This is a genomic window from Sphingomonas sp. ID0503 (assembly GCF_048565625.1).
In the GTDB taxonomy this organism is placed as follows: domain Bacteria; phylum Pseudomonadota; class Alphaproteobacteria; order Sphingomonadales; family Sphingomonadaceae; genus JBLZUR01.
In genome coordinates, this window is the sequence record NZ_JBLZUR010000002.1 from 1,646,570 (window position 1) to 1,664,248 (window position 17,679).

The 17,679-nt window shown below is 66.6% G+C and carries 13 protein-coding genes; 9 read left to right on the top strand and 4 right to left on the bottom strand.

What is annotated here, in order from left to right:
* The first annotated feature begins 34 nt into the window (after positions 1 to 34).
* From rpoC to ACM608_RS09070, 6 genes are all read left to right on the top strand, one after another.
* The gene (gene rpoC / locus ACM608_RS09045) at positions 35 to 4,321 is read left to right on the top strand and encodes a DNA-directed RNA polymerase subunit beta' (RefSeq protein ID WP_419682900.1); all 4,287 of its coding nucleotides are present in this window, start codon (positions 35 to 37) and stop codon (positions 4,319 to 4,321) included.
* Between the two features lie 164 nt (positions 4,322 to 4,485).
* Positions 4,486 to 6,228, top strand: coding sequence for a histidine kinase famiy protein (locus ACM608_RS09050; RefSeq protein WP_419682901.1), 1,743 nt, complete (start codon positions 4,486 to 4,488; stop codon positions 6,226 to 6,228).
* 31 nt (positions 6,229 to 6,259) lie between these two features.
* On the top strand, positions 6,260 to 6,508 hold the full coding sequence (locus ACM608_RS09055; protein ID WP_419682902.1) for a DUF6356 family protein: 249 nt from the start codon (positions 6,260 to 6,262) through the stop codon (positions 6,506 to 6,508).
* A gap of 57 nt (positions 6,509 to 6,565) precedes the next feature.
* Positions 6,566 to 7,681, top strand: coding sequence for a glycosidase (locus tag ACM608_RS09060; protein WP_419682903.1), 1,116 nt, complete (start codon positions 6,566 to 6,568; stop codon positions 7,679 to 7,681).
* Positions 7,678 to 9,411 (top strand): alpha-amylase family glycosyl hydrolase, encoded by a 1,734-nt coding sequence (locus ACM608_RS09065; RefSeq protein WP_419682904.1) that lies wholly within the window; start codon positions 7,678 to 7,680, stop codon positions 9,409 to 9,411. The genes ACM608_RS09060 and ACM608_RS09065 overlap by 4 nt, the downstream gene beginning before the upstream one ends.
* On the top strand, positions 9,408 to 10,418 hold the full coding sequence (locus ACM608_RS09070; protein WP_419682905.1) for a glycosyltransferase family 4 protein: 1,011 nt from the start codon (positions 9,408 to 9,410) through the stop codon (positions 10,416 to 10,418). Before ACM608_RS09065 ends, ACM608_RS09070 begins: the two co-directional genes overlap by 4 nt.
* A gap of 2 nt (positions 10,419 to 10,420) precedes the next feature.
* On the opposite strand, the gene ACM608_RS09075 is transcribed toward ACM608_RS09070, so the two are convergent.
* Positions 10,421 to 10,951 (bottom strand): peroxiredoxin, encoded by a 531-nt coding sequence (locus tag ACM608_RS09075; protein ID WP_419682906.1) that lies wholly within the window; start codon positions 10,949 to 10,951, stop codon positions 10,421 to 10,423.
* Between the two features lie 118 nt (positions 10,952 to 11,069).
* On the opposite strand from ACM608_RS09075, the gene ACM608_RS09080 reads away from it, so the two are divergent.
* Genes ACM608_RS09080 through ACM608_RS09090 form a run of 3 tightly spaced genes read left to right on the top strand, consistent with a single transcriptional unit; the run spans position 11,070 to position 13,780 of the window.
* Positions 11,070 to 11,435, top strand: coding sequence for a MerC domain-containing protein (locus tag ACM608_RS09080; RefSeq protein WP_419682907.1), 366 nt, complete (start codon positions 11,070 to 11,072; stop codon positions 11,433 to 11,435).
* 52 nt (positions 11,436 to 11,487) lie between these two features.
* Positions 11,488 to 12,402, top strand: a complete 915-nt coding sequence (ubiA, locus tag ACM608_RS09085) for a 4-hydroxybenzoate octaprenyltransferase (protein WP_419682908.1) — start codon at positions 11,488 to 11,490, stop codon at positions 12,400 to 12,402.
* Between the two features lie 31 nt (positions 12,403 to 12,433).
* Positions 12,434 to 13,780 carry a TldD/PmbA family protein gene (locus ACM608_RS09090; protein ID WP_419682909.1) on the top strand — a complete coding sequence of 449 codons (1,347 nt, stop codon included), beginning with the start codon at positions 12,434 to 12,436 and terminating at the stop codon, positions 13,778 to 13,780.
* A 137-nt stretch (positions 13,781 to 13,917) separates the two neighbouring features.
* Here ACM608_RS09090 and ACM608_RS09095 read toward each other — a convergent pair whose 3' ends face one another.
* The 3 genes from ACM608_RS09095 to hflK all read right to left on the bottom strand — a co-directional run bounded on the left by ACM608_RS09095 (position 13,918) and on the right by hflK (position 17,640).
* Positions 13,918 to 15,480 (bottom strand): Do family serine endopeptidase, encoded by a 1,563-nt coding sequence (locus ACM608_RS09095; RefSeq protein WP_419682910.1) that lies wholly within the window; start codon positions 15,478 to 15,480, stop codon positions 13,918 to 13,920.
* A 196-nt stretch (positions 15,481 to 15,676) separates the two neighbouring features.
* Positions 15,677 to 16,534 (bottom strand): protease modulator HflC, encoded by an 858-nt coding sequence (gene hflC / locus ACM608_RS09100; protein WP_419685149.1) that lies wholly within the window; start codon positions 16,532 to 16,534, stop codon positions 15,677 to 15,679.
* A 5-nt stretch (positions 16,535 to 16,539) separates the two neighbouring features.
* Positions 16,540 to 17,640, bottom strand: coding sequence for an FtsH protease activity modulator HflK (gene hflK / locus ACM608_RS09105; RefSeq protein WP_419682911.1), 1,101 nt, complete (start codon positions 17,638 to 17,640; stop codon positions 16,540 to 16,542).
* Positions 17,641 to 17,679: the final 39 nt, after the last annotated feature.

Below are 17,679 nucleotides of genomic sequence, written 5' to 3' on the forward strand. Positions count from 1 at the left end.
GCCCAAAATATTTACCCTCCAGAGGGAAAAAGACATGAACGAACTGACCAACTTCGCGAACCCGATCGCCAAGCCCGAGACCTTCGACCAGATCCAGATCGGCATCGCGTCACCAGAGCGCATCCGCAGCTGGTCCTTCGGCGAGATCAAGAAGCCGGAGACGATCAACTACCGCACGTTCAAGCCCGAGCGTGACGGCCTGTTCTGCGCGCGCATCTTCGGCCCGATCAAGGACTACGAGTGCCTGTGCGGCAAGTACAAGCGCATGAAGTACAAGGGCATCGTCTGCGAAAAGTGCGGCGTCGAGGTTACCGTCTCGAAGGTCCGGCGCGAGCGGATGGGCCATATCGAACTGGCCGCCCCGGTCGCCCACATCTGGTTCCTGAAGTCGCTGCCCTCGCGCATCGGCCTGCTCCTCGACATGCAGCTCAAGCAGCTGGAGCGCGTGCTCTATTTCGAGAGCTACATCGTGATCGAGCCGGGCCTGACCGCGCTTGAGAAGTACCAGCTCCTCACCGAGGACGAGCTGCTCGAAGCGCAGGACGAATATGGCGAGGACGCCTTCACCGCCGGCATCGGCGCCGAGGCCGTGCGCCGCATGCTCGAGGACCTCGACCTCGAAGGCGAGCGCCGGGATCTTCTCGAAGAACTCGCGGTCACCAAGTCCGAGCTGAAGCCCAAGAAGATCATCAAGCGGCTGAAGGTCGTCGAGAGCTTCCTCGAATCCGGCAACCGTCCGGAATGGATGATCCTTGAGGTCATCCCGGTCATCCCGCCCGAACTCCGCCCGCTGGTGCCGCTGGACGGCGGCCGCTTCGCGACGTCGGACCTGAACGACCTCTACCGCCGCGTCATCAACCGCAACAACCGCCTGAAGCGGCTGATGGAACTGCGCGCGCCGGACATCATCGTCCGCAACGAGAAGCGCATGCTGCAGGAGGCGGTCGACGCCCTGTTCGACAACGGTCGTCGCGGCCGCGTCATCACCGGCGCGAACAAGCGTCCGCTGAAGTCGCTCAGCGACATGCTGAAGGGCAAGCAGGGCCGCTTCCGCCAGAACCTGCTCGGCAAGCGCGTCGACTATTCGGGCCGCTCGGTCATCGTGACCGGGCCCGAATTGAAGCTGCACCAGTGCGGCCTGCCGAAGAAGATGGCGCTCGAGCTATTCAAGCCGTTCATCTACTCGCGCCTCGACGCCAAGGGTCTGTCGATGACCCTGAAGCAGGCGAAGAAGTGGGTCGAAAAGGAGCGCAAGGAGGTCTGGGACATCCTGGACGAGGTGATCCGCGAGCATCCGGTTCTCCTGAACCGCGCGCCGACGCTCCACCGCCTCGGCATCCAGGCGTTCGAGCCGGTGCTGATCGAGGGCAAGGCGATCCAGCTTCACCCGCTGGTCTGCTCGGCCTTCAACGCCGACTTCGATGGCGACCAGATGGCCGTCCACGTCCCCCTCTCGCTGGAAGCCCAGCTTGAGGCGCGCGTGCTGATGATGTCGACCAACAACATCCTCAGCCCCGCGAACGGCAAGCCCATCATCGTGCCGTCGCAGGACATGGTCCTCGGCCTCTACTATCTCTCCATGATGAAGGAGGGGGAACCCGGCGAAGGCATGATGATCGGCGACATGACCGAGGTGCATCAGGCGCTGAATGCCAAGGTCGTGACCCTGCACACCAAGATCACGACCCGCGTGCCGCAGACGGACGAGAACGGCGCGACCTACATGAAGCGGGTCGAGACCACGCCGGGCCGTATGCTGCTGGGCGAGACCCTGCCGAAGAGCCACAAGGTGCCGTTCGAGACGATCAACCGCCTTCTCACCAAGAAGGACATCGGCGACGTCATCGACGAGGTCTATCGCCACACCGGCCAGAAGGAGACGGTGCTGTTCGCGGACGGCATCATGGCGCTCGGCTTCCGCCACGCGTTCCAGGCCGGCATCTCCTTCGGCAAGGACGACATGATCATCCCAGACGCCAAGGAGCCTCTGATCGAGGAGACCAAGGCGCTCGTGAAGGACTTCGAGCAGCAGTATCAGGACGGCCTGATCACGCAGCAGGAGAAGTACAACAAGGTGATCGACGCCTGGTCACGTTGCGGCGATCGCGTCGCCGGCGAGATGATGAAGGAGATCCAGGCGGTCAAGAAGTACGACGAGGGTGCCAACAAGGGCCGCGAAAAGCCGATCAACGCCATCTACATGATGGCGCATTCGGGTGCGCGTGGTTCGGCCGCCCAGATCAAGCAGCTTGCCGGCATGCGCGGCCTGATGGCCAAGCCGTCGGGCGAGATCATCGAGACGCCGATCATCTCGAACTTCAAGGAGGGCCTGACCGTCCTCGAGTACTTCAACTCCACCCACGGCGCCCGCAAGGGTCTCGCGGATACGGCGTTGAAGACGGCGAACTCGGGCTATCTCACCCGTCGTCTGGTCGACGTGTCGCAGGACTGCGTCGTGGTCGAACTCGACTGCGGCACCGAGCGCGCGTTGGACATGAAGGCGATCGTGCAGGGCGGTGCGACCATCGCATCGCTCGGCGAGCGCATCCTCGGCCGCACCACGGCGGAGGAGATCGTGGATTCGAAGACCGGCGAGACGCTGGTCGGCGAAGGCACGCTCCTCGACGAGGCGATGATCGCCAGGATCGAGGCGATCGGTGTCCAGGGCGTCAAGATCCGCAGCCCGCTGGTCTGCGAATCGAAGGGCGGCGTCTGCGCGGCCTGCTACGGCCGTGACCTCGCCCGCGGTACGCCGGTGAACATCGGCGAAGCGGTCGGCGTCATCGCGGCGCAGTCGATCGGTGAGCCGGGCACCCAGCTGACGATGCGGACCTTCCACATCGGCGGTGCGGCCCAGCTCAACGAAACCTCGAACCTGGAGGCGGTGGCCGACGGCACTCTTGAATATCGCGAGGTCCGCACCATCACCGACACCCGTGGCCGCCGCGTCTCGCTGAGCCGCAACGGCGAGATCGCGATCGTCGACATGGACGGGCGCGAGCGGGCGACGCACCGCATCCCCTACGGCGCGCATCTGCTGTTTGATGACAAGCACATCGTGTCGAAGGGCGATCGCATCGCGGAATGGGATCCGTTCACCATGCCGGTGATCACGGAAACCGGCGGTACGGTGAAGTTCCAGGACCTCATCGAGAACCAGACCGTGTCCGAGCAGGTCGACGAAGCGACGGGCATCGCCCAGCGCGTCGTCATCGAATACCGCGCGACGCGCACGAAGGAGGATCTGCGTCCGCGCATCACCCTCCTCGACGCGGAGAGCGGTGAGGCCGCGCGCTACATGCTGGCGCCGGGCGCGATGCTCTCGGTCGAGGACGGATCGGTGGTGCAGGCCGGTGACGTGCTGGCGCGTGTTTCGCGTGAAAGCGCCAAGACCCGCGACATCACGGGCGGTCTTCCGCGCGTCGCCGAGCTGTTCGAGGCGCGCAAGCCGAAGGAGAACGCGATCATCGCGAAGGTCTCCGGCCGCGTCGAGTTCGGCAAGGACTACAAGGCCAAGCGCAAGATCATCATCCGCCCGGACGACGGGTCGGAGCCGATCGAGTACCTGGTCCCGAAGTCCAAGGTGATCGACGTTCAGGAAGGCGACCACGTCAAGCGCGGCGACAACCTGATCGGCGGTTCGCCCGATCCGCACGACATCCTCGAGGTGCTCGGCATCGAGCCGCTGGCGGAATACCTCGTGTCGGAGATCCAGGAGGTCTATCGACTGCAGGGCGTGAAGATCAACGACAAGCACATCGAGACGATCGTTCGTCAGATGCTGCTGAAGGTCGAGATCACGGCCGCCGGCGACAGCACCTTCCTGCCGGGCGAGCAGGTCGAGAAGGAAGACATGGACGAGGCCAACGCCAAGCTGGTTGCCGAAGGCAAGCAGCCGGCCGAGGGCAAGCCCATCCTGCTCGGCATCACCAAGGCGTCGCTGCAGACCCGCAGCTTCATCTCGGCCGCCTCGTTCCAGGAGACCACCCGCGTCCTCACCGAGGCGTCGGTGCAGGGCAAGGTCGACAACCTGAACGGCCTGAAGGAGAACGTGATCGTCGGCCGCCTCATCCCCGCCGGCACCGGCGCGGGCATGAACCGGATGCGCGTCACCGCCTCCAGCCGCGACGCCGCGCTCCGCGCCTCGCAGCGGGCGTGGCAGGCCAGCCTCATCGCGCCAAACTCGGCCGAGGAGGAGCATGCCGCCGAACTGAAGCGCCCGATCCGCGACGCGCAGGGCACCGGCGACGATCCCCTGGGCCAGGTCGCACCCTCGGGCCACGGCACCGACGAGGACGCGGGCGAGTACCTGAACTCGTAACCACGGGCTTCGAGGTGAAATGAAAGACCCCGCCGGAGCGATCCGGCGGGGTTTTCTTCTATGGGCCGCTTGCCTTCCATCAAGGACGTCGCCGGAACAATCTGTCATGCTCCCGCGTCGGACGGGCTGTGTTCCCCGTTGTTCCTCCATTCACAAGGCAATCCGTGCAGCAGGATGAAGACAGCCCCCGCGACGTAGAAGGCGGCGGGCAGATCAGTGGAACGCCCGCCGAGGGCTCAATGGACGTCGGCGGGCGCGAGCCGCTGGGCTCCAGCCGCGGCATGCATCACTGGCGGCAGAGCACGATCACCGAGACCGGTCTCGACGATCGCGGCAACGTCTTCTTCGCCGCGATCGAGATGACGCGGATGCCGATGGTCCTGACGGATCCGAACCAGCCCGACAATCCGATCGTCTTCGCCAACAAGGCGTTTCTCGACCTTACGGGATACGAGGAAGAGGAGATTCTCGGCCGCAACTGCCGCTTCCTCCAGGGCGCACAGTCGGACCGGGAGGCGGTCGCGGAATTGCGAGAGGCGGTGAAGAGCGGCGGTTCCATCGCGATCGAGATTCTCAACTACAAGCGTGACGGCACGCCCTTCTGGAACGCGGTGTTCATCGGCCCGGTCCACGACACCGACGGCAAGCTCGTCTACCAGTTCGCCAGCCAGCTCGACGTCACCCGACGGCGAGAGAGCGAGCTGTCCTATCGCCAAGCGCAGAAGATGGAGGCGATCGGTCAGCTCACCGCTGGCCTTGCCCATGATTTCAACAACCTGCTGCAGGCGGTCACCGGCAATCTCGAAATGCTCGAGTCCGTCGTTCAGGACGAGCGCGGTCGCCGTTATGTCGAGCGCGCCCGCACTGCCGCCGATCGCGGGGCCAAGCTGACCCGCCAGCTTCTCGCCTTCGCCCGCAAGACCCGGCTGGAGCCGCGCCCGGTCGACCTCTCGAACCTGGTCAACGAATTCCTTGACGTGATCGAAAGCGCGCTCGGCAAGCAGATCGACCTGCATCTCAGCCTGCGCCGGCGCCTGCCCCGCGTGATGATCGATCCCGAGCAGCTCGAAATGGCGCTCCTCAACACGTTGGTGAACGCGCGCGACGCCATGCCCGGCGGCGGCACGGTAACGATCAGCACCCTGCCCCTCCACCTCAACGGCGACGCCGCGGCGCGAAACCTTCCCTCGGGCGACTATGTGGTGCTGGAGATCCGCGATGATGGCGAGGGCATGCCCGCCCATGTCCGCGATCGCGCCATCGAGCCGTTCTTCACCACCAAGCGTGAGGGCAAGGGCACCGGCCTCGGCCTCGCGATGGCGAGCGGCTTCGCCCAGCAATCGCGCGGCCGCATGGAAATCGACAGCGCCCCCGGCGCGGGGACCACGATCCGCTTCCTGTTCCCCGTCTCGCACCTTCAGGCCGACGAAAGCGAGCCGCCGAAGCTGCACCACCGCCCGCCCGAGGCGCGCGACGGCCAGAGAGGGGCAGAGCACATCCTGGTCGTCGAGGATTCGGCCGAGGTGCTCGATCTCGCGACCGAAATCCTTACTGCCGCCGGCTATCAGGTGACGATCGCGTCCAGCGGCGAGGAAGGCCTGCGCCTCTTTCAGGAGAACCCGCAGAGCTTCGATCTCCTCTTCACCGATCTCGTCATGCCCGGCGGAATCAACGGCCTCGTGCTCGCGGAAGAGGTCGGCCGCATCGCGCCGGAACTGCCGGTCCTGATGACCACCGGCTACAATGAGGAACTCGTCGCCGACGGACCCGCACGCCCCGCCAATGACGTGCTCGGCAAGCCTTATCGCCGGTCCGAGCTTCTCGATCGCGTTCGGGAGGCGATCAACCGGACAGGTCGCGACCCTGCCCGCCGCAGGCCATCCGATTACGGCGCGGCGCAGGCGTGACGCCACGCGCGGCCTGCGTTACCATAGGCGCATGTTCGACCGCCTCTTCCTGAAACACCCGCGCAGCGTCGGCGAAAGCTATGCCGAACATGCGGCGGTGGCGGGCTCGGTCGGCTTTACCCTCATCCGCGCCGGTCTCGCCTGCCTCGTCCACGCCGCCGTACCCGCGCTGTTCACCCGCACCGGCAGCACCACGATCACCCGCCTCTACTTCCGCCTCGCCGGCCGCAAGCCGACGCCTGAGGAACTGCCGGCAGGTGTAATGCTCTACGACATCTGAAGGCCGGGGAACGCCTCCGCCCATCCCGCGTTCGCCGCAGAGTAGCCAGGGGAACGCATGACCGACGATTTCCTGATTTTCCGCCCCGACGACGTCGATCTCACCCGCTCTCCGCTCCGCCGTTCGATCGCTGAGCCCACCTACACGCTCGGCGCCTTCAACCCCGGCCTCGCCCGCCTGCCGAACGGCAACCTCCTGCTGATGGTCCGCGTCGCCGAAGCGCTGGCCGAGCCGGTCAAGGGCGACCACGTCCGCGCGATCCGCTGGACGCCCGAGGGCTACGTCCTCGATCCCCACCGCCTTGACGCGGTCAACATGGCCGACCCCCGCCAGTTCGAGATGCGCGCGGCCAAGCACCGTCTCCTCGCCCTCACCTCGCTCTCCTGGCTCCTCCCCGTCGAACTCACGCCCGACGGCCGGACTATCCTCGCCGTCCACTACGATCGCGCGATCGAGCCTGCCGCCAGCTATCAGGAATACGGCGTCGAGGATGCGCGCATCAGCCTGATCGACGGCACCTACTGGATGACCAGCTGCTCGGTCTCGGCCGAGCGACACTCTACCACCGTCCACACCAGCCAGGACGGCATGGACTGGCATCTGGAAGGCATCGTCCTCGACCACCAGAACAAGGACATGCTCTATTTCGAGGGGCTTGTGGGCGGCCGTTTCATGGCCCTGACGCGCCCGCTGGGAGAGGTCTACTTCGCCTATCCCGACGACAGCCCCTATGTCGGCGGCCCGTCGATCAACTTCGCCACCTCGCCGGACGGCCTCCACTGGAAGCCCGTCGAAGCCCCCGGCATCCGCGCCCGCAAAGGCTCGACCAGCGCGATGAAGGTCGGCGGCGGCAGCCAGCCGGTGCTCACCCCCGAAGGCTGGATGCTGATCTACCACGGCGTCGAGACCCGCGAGACGGTCGGCATCTACCGCAGCTTTTGGGCGCTCCTCGACCGCGACGACCCCACCCGCATCCTGCGGATCGAGGACAAGGAACCCCTGCTTGAGGCGAACCCCGCCCTCACCGCCGACATCGCCCACCAGATGTACCTGCCGACGCCCGTCGTCTTCACCACCGGCGTGGCGGACGGCGGCGACCACTGGATCGTCGCCAGCGGCGAAGCCGACCTCGCCTGCCGCATGACGATGATCGGCAAGGAGCGGTTCAAATGATCCTCCCTGAGCTTGCTCGGGGAGGGGGACCGCCGGCGAAGCCGGTGGTGGAGGGGCCGACGTCGCAGACGGCGGTTGCACCGCCGCCCCTCCACCAGCCTGCGGCTGGTCCCCCTCCCCATGCTTCGCTTAGGGAGGATGCCTCCCCCTCCCCCTGGTGGCACTCGGCCGTCATCTACCAAATCTACCCCCGCTCCTTCGCGGACTCGAACGGCGACGGCATCGGCGACCTGCCCGGCATCACCGCCCGCCTCGACTATCTCGTCGAACTCGGCGTCGACGCGGTCTGGATCTCGCCCATCTACCCCTCGCCGATGGCCGATTTCGGCTATGACGTGGCGGACTATTGCGGCGTCGATCCCCGCTTCGGCACACTCGCCTACTTCGACGCGCTCCTCGCCACCGCGCACGCAAAGGGCCTGAAGGTCCTCCTAGACTTCGTCCCCAACCACTCCTCGGACCAGCACCCCTGGTTCATCGAAAGCCGCGCCTCCCGCACCAATCCGAAGCGGGATTGGTACATCTGGCGCGACGCCGCGCCGGACGGTGGCCCGCCCAACAACTGGATCAGCGATTTCGGCGGCTCCGCCTGGGAATGGGACGAAGCGACGGGCCAGTATTACTACCATGCCTTCCTGAAGAAGCAGGCCGACCTCAACTGGCGCAACCCGGACCTCGCCGCCGCGATGTACGACGTGCTGCGCTTCTGGTTCGAACGCGGCGTGGACGGGTTCCGCATCGACGTGCTCTGGCACATGGTCAAGCACGCCAACTACCCGGACAATCCCCCAAACCCCGCCTACACCCCCGCGATGGGCGAGATGCACACCGTGCTGCAGCTCCACTCGACTGACCAGCCGGAGGTCCATGGCATCGCCTCGGAGATGCGTGCCATCGCCGACGAATACGGTGACCGTGTCCTGATCGGGGAAATCTACCTGCCCGTCCCCAAGCTGATGGACTATTACGGCCGCGATCGACCCGGCGTGCACCTGCCCTTCAATTTCCAGCTGATCGACGCCCCCTGGAACGCCCGCAGCCTCGCCACCCTCATCACCGAATATGAGGCTGCGCTGCCGCCCGGCGGCTGGCCCAACTGGGTCCTCGGCAACCACGATCGCCCCCGCGCCGCCGCCAAGTTCGGCGAGACACAGGCGCGCGTCGCCGCCATGCTCCTCCTCACCCTGCGCGGCACGCCGACGATCTATTACGGCGACGAGATCGGCCTGTCGGACGTCGCGATCCCAGCCGATCGCGTTCAGGACCCGCGCGAACTCCGCGAGCCCGGACTCGGCCTCGGACGCGACCCGGTCCGCACCCCGATGCCATGGGATGCGACTACAAATGCGGGCTTCTCGACGGCCGAACCCTGGCTTCCCCTAAACCCCGACTGGTCAACCCGCAACGTCGCCGCGCAGGCGGAGGACACAGGGTCGATGCTGGCGCTCTACAAGCAGCTGCTGGCACTCCGCCGCGCCCATCCGGCGCTCGCCATAGGTGACATGACCGTGCTTGAGGCGGAAGGCGACGTTCTGGCCTATGAGCGGCACGCAGGAGATGAGCGGATCACCGTAGTGCTGAACCTCGGCGGAAGCGAGCAGCGCTTCGTGCTCGGCGGAAACTACCTCCCTCTCCTCACCACGATTCGTCACCCCAGCGAAGGCTGGGGTGACGAAATCCTGCTACGCCCCAACGAAGGCCTTATTCTGAAAGCCCAACCAACCGCATGAAGATCGCCATGCTCGCGCCCATCTCCTGGCGCACTCCGCCGCGTGCCTACGGCCCTTGGGAACTCGTCACCTCGCTCCTCACCGAGGCGTTGGTCGCGCGCGGCGTGGACGTTACCTTGTTCGCCACGCAGGACAGCATCACCGCCGGCACCCTCGCCGCCGTGGTTCCCGCACCCTATTCCGAGGACCCGTCGATCGACGCGAAGGTATGGGAGATGCGCCACCTCGCCCACCTTTTCGAGCGCGCGGGCGAGTTCGACCTGATCCACAATCAGGCGGACTTCCCCGCCCACGCCTTCGCCAACCTCGTGCCCACGCCGATGATCACAACCATCCACGGCTTTTCCTCGGCGCGCATCATGCCGATGTACAAGCCGTTCGAGGACCGCATCCACTATGTCGCGATCAGCGACGCCGACCGCGCACCCGATCTGCGCTACGCCGCAACCATCCACCACGGCATCGTGCTCGACGAATTCGCCTTTGACGCGAAGGGGTCCGACGACCTCCTCTTCTTCGGCCGCATGCACCCCGACAAGGGCGCGGCCGAGGCGATCGCCGCCGCCAAGGCCTCCGGCCGCCGCCTCCACATGTACGGCATCGTCCAGGATCAGGGCTATTACGAGCGCGAGGTCGCCTCAGCGGTCGATGGCGAGCGCATCCTCTACCACGGCCCCGTCGGTGGCTCCGCGCGCATCGAGGCGCTCGGCCGAGCCCGCGCCCTCCTCCACCTCATCAATTTCGACGAACCCTTCGGCCTCTCGGTGATCGAGGCGATGGCCTGCGGTACGCCCGTCATCGCCATCAACCGAGGCTCGATGCCGGAGCTTATCGTCGACGGCGTCACCGGCTTCCTCGTGAACGATGTCGAGGAGGCGGTCGCGGCGATCGACCGGGTGGAAGAGATCGACCGCGCCGCCTGCCGCGCCCATGTCGCCGCGCATTTCACCGTCGACCGCATGGCCGACCGCTACCTCGCGCTCTATCGCGACATCCTCAACTTATAACGTCAGGCTCCCCTCAACCATCCCAGCACATTATCCGGCGTGCTCTGCTCATACGGGTCCTCGTCCAGCCCATCGTCGTTAATCCCCGGCTCTTCGAACCAGGCGACGATCTTGCCGTTGTCCACCACCATCGCATAGCGCCAGCTGCGCTCGCCGAAGCCGAGATGGTTCTTGCGGATCAGCATACCCATGCGCCGCGTGAAGTCGCCCGAGCCGTCTGGCAGCAGCTTCACCTTCTCGACACCCAGATGGCGGCCCCATTGGTACATCACGAACGCATCGTTGACCGAGATGCAGTAGACCTCGTCCACGCCCGCCGCCTTCAACGCATCATACTCCCGCTCGAAGGCGGGGCATTGCTCGGTCGAACAGGTTGGCGTGAACGCCCCTGGCAGGCTGAACACCGCCACCCGGCGGCCCTTGAACAGCTCGCCGGTGGACACGTCCTGCCAGCGGAACGGATTGGGTCCGCCGACGCTTTCGTCGCGAACGCGGGTCTTCAGGACGACGTCGGGAACTTGGCGGCCGAGCATGGGCATCTCCTTGACGATGGCGAGCGTTTCCGCGCTCAGGGACGCATCTTGTCCGCTGCGGTTCCTTTTTTTCAACAGCCGCCTTGTCGCATCTGCGATGTGACATTATAACATGGCTATGCAGCAGGCCGCCCCCTCGCCGTCCCTCGATCGCTACGGGGTCGCCCTCTCCCTGCTCTGCCTTGCGCATTGCCTGGCGTTACCCTTCCTTTTCGCCATGCTTCCGGCGGCGGCCGTGGTCCTGCCGTCCAGCTTCGCCGTTCACCTGATCCTCTTCGGACTGGCGCTGCCGATCTCGGGTCTGGCCCTCGCCTTGGGCTATCGCCGCCACCGTCGCCTTCGCCCTCTACTTCTGGGCGGCATCGGTCTTGGCCTGATCTGCGGGGCCCTGTTCGTCGCCAGCCTGACGGCGGAGATCGCCCTGACCGTCACGGGTGGACTCATCGTCGTCACCGCCCACGCGCTCAACCGCGCCAAGGCATAGGCCTTCAGATTAGGGGTTGGACAGCGCTGCCCGGCTGGGCATGACGCGGACGATGCCGCCTGATCCAATCGCCGTCCCCGACACCGAAAGCCGCAGCCTGCTCGGTGCGCTGCCCGCAGCCATTCGTCCCTGGCTCCTCCTCGGTCGCTTCGATCGCCCGATCGGCGCATGGCTCCTCTACTGGCCGGGCGCATGGGCGATCGCGCTGACCGGCGGCGTGATCGACCGCTGGGACCTGCTCCTCTGGTTCGCCCTCGGGGCCATCGCGATGCGCGCGGCGGGCTGCGTCTACAACGACATCGTCGATCGCGATCTCGACGTCCGCGTGGCCCGCACCCGCGACCGCCCGCTCGCCAGCGGCCGCATCGGCCTCAAGGGCGCGTGGGCCTACCTGCTCGTCCTCTGCCTGATCGGCCTCATCGTCCTGTTTCAGCTCAACCCGGTCGCCCAGATCACCGCCTTCGCCAGCATCGCTCCCGTGGCGGCCTATCCCTTCATGAAGCGGATCACCTGGTGGCCGCAGGCCTGGCTGGGGCTCGTCTTCTCCTGGGCCGCCCTTGTCGGCTGGGCGGCGGTGACGGGCGGCTTCGCCTGGCCGCTCGGCGCGCTCTATGCCGGGTCGATCCTCTGGGTCATCGGCTACGACACCATCTACGCGCTCCAGGATATCGAGGATGACGCGCTCGCCGGTGTCCGCTCCTCCGCCCGCGCGCTCGGCAGCCGCGCCCGGCTCGGCATCGCCCTGTTCTACATCGCAACACTCGTCGCCTTCGCCTTCGCCTTGTGGCTCGTCCGGCAGGATGTCCTCGCCCTCGCCGCCCTCATCCCCTTCGCGATCCACCTCGCCTGGCAAGTCGCCACGCTAGACCCAGCCGATCCCGCCAACGCCCTTCACCGCTTCCGCTCGAACCGCTTCGCCGGAATGCTGATGTTCCTCGCCTGCCTGGTCGCCTCTGCCGGCCTTTGACGCGGATGGGGGCCGATCCTAAAGCCCGACGATGCTCAGCCCATCAGAATCGAACGACCGCGCCGCCGCCCTGATCGACCTCGCACGGAAGGCGGGGGCGGACGCCGCCGACGCCATCTATGTCGGCCAGGCCTCGACCGAGGTGCAGGTCCGCCTTGGCCTGCTGGAAGATGTCGGCCGTTCCGAGGGGGAGAGCATCGGCTTGCGCGTCTTCTCCGGCAGCCGCTCGGCCAGCGTCTCCTCCTCGGATCTCTCCCCCGATGCTCTCGCCCAGCTTGCCGAGCGCGGGCTGGCGATGGCGCGCGAGGCACCCGAGGATCCCTATGCCGGGCTCGCCCCCGCCGAGTTGCTGTTCCAGGGCGATCCGGTGGACGTGGAGGCCGATGACGGCGGCGATCCGATGCCCGCCGAACTCAAGCTCCGCGCGCTCACCGCCGAGGACGCTGCCCGGTCAGTCGAAGGCGTCACCAACAGCGAGGGCGCGGGTGCGAGCGCCAGCCGATCGGTCATCGCGCTCGCCACCAGCCACGGCTTTGCCCGCGCCTATACCGCTTCCGGCTACGGCTGCTCCGCCAGCGTGATCGCCGGCTCCGGCGGCGGGATGCAGCGCGACTACGCCTATCACTCCGCCCGGCATGAGATCGACCTCGACGACCCTGCCGAGATCGGTCGCCGCGCGGGGGATCGCGCCGTGCGCCGCCTCGATCCGGTCAAGCTCGCCAGCGGACAGATGCCGATCCTCTTCGATCCGCGCGTCGGCGCCTCGCTCCTCGGCCATTTGATCGGCGCGATCACCGGCTCCTCGATCGCCCGTCGCACCAGCTTCCTGCTCGATGCGCTGGACACGCAGGTCTTCGCCCCCGGCGTCACCATCCGCGACGATCCGCACCGCAGGCGCGGCCTCCGCTCCAAGGCCTTCGATGGCGAAGGCCTGCCGACCGCCCCGACCACGATCATCGACAAGGGCGTGCTGACCGGCTGGCTGATGGAAAGCGCCTCCGCGCGCCAGCTCGGTCTCAAGCCGACGGGCCATGCCAGCCGCGGCGTCGGCGGCGCGCCCGGCGTATCGCCGACCAACCTCTACATGGAACCGGGCGACCTTTCGCCCGAAGCGCTGATGAGCGATGTCGTTCAGGGCGTCTACGTCACCGAACTGATCGGCCAGGGCGTGAACGGCGTTACCGGCGACTACAGCCGCGGTGCCTCCGGCTTCCTGATCGTCAACGGTGAGATCGGCCCCGCCGTTGCCGAGATCACCATCGCCGGCAATCTGAAGGACATGTTCCAGTCCCTCACCCCCGCCAACGACCTCCGCTTTCGCCGCGCGACCGACGTTCCGACGCTGCGGGTGGACGGCATGATGGTGGCAGGGGCGTAGGGTTCATCCTCCCCCGCCAGGGGGAGGTGTCAGGCTTGCCTGAGGGGGAGGACAGGAAGGCCGCAGGACGTCGCTGCCCTCCCCCTCGGCCGCCTCCGGCGCCACCTCCCCCTTGCGGGGGAGGATTACCGATTATCCTACTTACTGATCTTCACGCCCACATAGGTGGCCGGACGGTTGCCGCGCTGGATCAGCAGGAGCACGCTGTCACGCCCCGCCGCCTTGGCATCGTTGACCGCTTTCGCCGCCGCCGCGACAGTCTCCGTCGGCTGCTGGTTTACCGACAGGATCACGTCGCCGCGCTGAATGCCGATCGCCGCCGCCGTCCCCGCCGGATCGACCGAGGAAACCACCAACCCCTTCGTCTCCGCCGGCACCTGCAGCTGCCGCGCGATCTGCGGCGTTAGCGGCTGCATCGACAGGCCGAGCGTCGCCCGCGCGCCCTGCCCCTGCGCGCCCTTGCCCTCATCGTCCGGCAGCGCCTTGTCGAGATCCTCGTCATCGCCTGCCGCCAGCTGCTCTTCCGGCGGACGCTCGCCGACGATCGCGTTCACCGTCAGGCGCTTGTTCTGCCGGATCAGCTCGATCGGTACGCTCGATCCGATCGGCAGGTTCGCGACGATGTAGGACAGGGTCTCGTCCGGGCTGACCTCGCGATTGTTGACCTTCACGATGACGTCGCCCTGGCGGATGCCGGCACGCGCCGCCGCGAAGCCGGGTTCCACCCGCTGCACGATCTCGCCGCGATCCTTGGCGAGGCCCAGGGCGGCGGCGATCTCGTCGGTCATCGGCTGGATGCCGACGCCCAGATAGCCGCGCCGCACCTTGCCGCCGGTGCGCAGCGCATCGATCACCGGCTTGGCCTGTTCCGCCGGAATGGCGAAACCGATGCCGACATTGCCACCGGTGGGGCTGAAGATCGCGGTGTTGATGCCGACGACATTGCCGTTCAGGTCGAACATCGGTCCGCCGGAATTGCCCTGGTTGATGGCCGCATCGGTCTGGATGTAGCGATCATAGGCGCCACCCTGGCTGATCGACCGGTGGATGGCGGATACGATACCCGCCGTCACTGTCCCGCCCAGCGCGAAGGGGTTGCCGATCGCGATCACCCAGTCGCCGACGCGCGTCCGCGTGCTGTCACCGAACTGCACGAAGGGCAGGTCCTTGGCGTCGATCTTCAGGAGCGCGAGATCGGATGCCGGATCGCGGCCGATCAGCTTGGCGGTGTATTCCTTGCGATCGGACAGGGTTACGGTGATCGAGGAGACCACTGGCGCGCCGGGACCGGTATCCCGCCCGCCCGACACGACGTGGTTGTTCGTCACCACATAGCCGTCCGGCGAGATGATGAAGCCCGAACCCAGCGAGGTCGCCTCGCGCGTCACCGGCCTTCCGTTGTCACCCTGCTGCGGATTGCCGCCGAACTGGCGGAAGAAGTCCTCGAAGGGCGTGCCCGCGAAGGGATTGGCCGAACGCTGCACCGGGATCTGCTGCGTCGTCGAGATGTTGACCACCGCCGGCTGCAGCTTTGCCGCCAGGTCGGCGAAGCTCATCGGCGCGCCCGGTCGGGGTGCGGCCGCGGCTATCGTACCCGGGGAGTTCTGGGGCACCTGCGCGCCCAAAGGGGTCTGGAAGGCGAGGGTGGCTGCGGCGCCACCGGCGAGCATCGCTCCCGTAATGGCATAGGCGTAACGCACGATGGCGGATCTCCTAAAGGCTGACGCGCGAACGCGCGACGCTGGCAAACTTATATTCGTCGTCTGAACCGTAATTGAATGATTAGGTTGCGTCCTGAACCACGTCCGTTCGCACTGAGCTTGTCGAAGTGCCAGAAAGCACCTCACCGGCACGCCGGGGCTCCGACAGGCTCAGCCGGAACGGCGCTGAGAAGTGCTAACGCCCCCCACGGAACTCCCGCAGGTAATCGTTGCTCGGCGACAGCACGATCGAGCTGCTCCCTTCCGCATTGGTCCCATCCACCCCGAACGTATGTTCATAAGACTGCATCGCGCGGTAGAAGTCGTAGAAATCCGGGTCCTTGTTGAAGCTCTCCGAATAGATCCGCGACGCCTCGGCATCCGCGTCGGCGCGGATCAGCTGCGCCTGCTTCAGCCCCTGCGCGCGGATGGTCAGCGCCTCCTGCTGCCGCGCCGTCCGCATCCGCTGATACGCGCTCTCAAGCGGCGTGCCCGTCGGCAGGTCGGCCCGCTTGATCCGCACGTCCACGATCTCGACACCATACTGCTTGGCGACGCGGTTCAGCCCGGCCTGGATATTGTCCATCACCTGCCCCCGCTCGGGGCTGAGCAGCAACGCGAACTGACGCTTGCCGAGTTCGTTGCGCAGCGCCGAGCCGAGGATCGGCTGCAGCGCCTCGGTCACCCGCCGCTCGCTCCCGGCGGTCAGCACCATGCGCAGCGGATCGACCACGCGGAACCGCGCGAACGCATCGACCACCAGGCGCAGCTGGTCGGTGGACAGCACCTCCTGCCGCTGCATGTCGAAATCGAGAACGCGCTTGTCGACCCACACCACCCGCTCGATGAACGGCCAGTGGAAGCGGACGCCCGCGCCCGTGCGCCCGAACTCCTGGTTCGGCTTGTACGCGTTCCAGATCGCGACCGGCCGGTTAAGCCGCACCAGCACCGCCTGCTTCGTCTCCGGCACGATCGACACCGTCGACAGCAGCAGGATGAGGACGACGACGATGCCGAGGCCCCAGGCGAAGGGCTGGCGCATGATGCGTTCCATCAGGCTCACTGCTGCGCCTCCCCGCCCTGCGCCGCGCGGCGCTTCACCTCGGGCAGTGCCAGATACGGCGTTACCCCCGGCGCTTCGACGATCGTCTTGTCGACCTTGCTCAGCACCTTCTCCATCGTCTCGTAATACATGCGCCGCCGCGTCACCTCGGGGGCAAGGCGGTACTGTTCGTAGACCTTGTCGAACGCCTGCGCCTCACCGGACGCCTTGGCACCAAGCTGCTGCGAATAGGCGCGCGCCTGATTGACATAGGTCTCGGCGGTCTGCTGCGCGGCGGACACTTCCTTGAACGCGTCGTTCACGGCGGAAGGCGGATCGGCCTGCTTGATGGCGATGCCCAGCACCTGCACGCCCGCGCGGTAGGAGTTCAGCACCATCTGCATCCGCGCCTGCACACGGTCGGCGATCTCGCCCCGCTGCGATCCGATCGCGTCGTTCAGGGTCACCCGCCCGATCTCCTCGCGCATCGCGCTCTCGGCGACCTCCTTGATGGTCTCCTCCGGGTCCTGCAGCTCGAAGATGTAGAGCTCCGGATCGCGGATCTTCCACCGCACCGAATAGGCGAGATCGACGATGTTCTGGTCGCCGGTCAGCATCAGGTTCTGCGAATCCTCGGCCGTGGAACCCACATCGATCGTATTGGTCTGCTCGACCACCACCTTCGTCACCGTCTCGAACGGCGCGGGCAGGGTCAGGCGCAGCCCCGGGGTCAGGATGCGGGAGAAGCGGCCGAGCTGCGTCACGACGCCACGCTCCTGCGGATCGACGCCCCAGATGCTGGTGAATGCAATCCAGATCGCGACGATGGCGAGCAACGCCCAGCCGAAGGTCTTCCGACCGTCGAAGTCGCCCGGCATCCTTCCGCCGAAGCTGCTGCGTCCGCGCCGCAGCAATTCCTCGATCGCCGCCGGGTTCGGGCCCTTGCGCGGCCCCTTCTTCTTCGGCGGCTGCGTCCATGGATTTCGGGGGCCGAGGCCGCCGTCATCATCTCCACCGCCGCCATTGCCGCCGTTGTTCGAACCGCCGCCCCAGGGGCCACCCTCGGCATTGAGCACCGCGCCCGTCATACGCGGCGCCCCGTCAGACTTCGTCTCCATCCATCCTTTATAGGGGGGCGGCGGCCGATAACCAGTGCT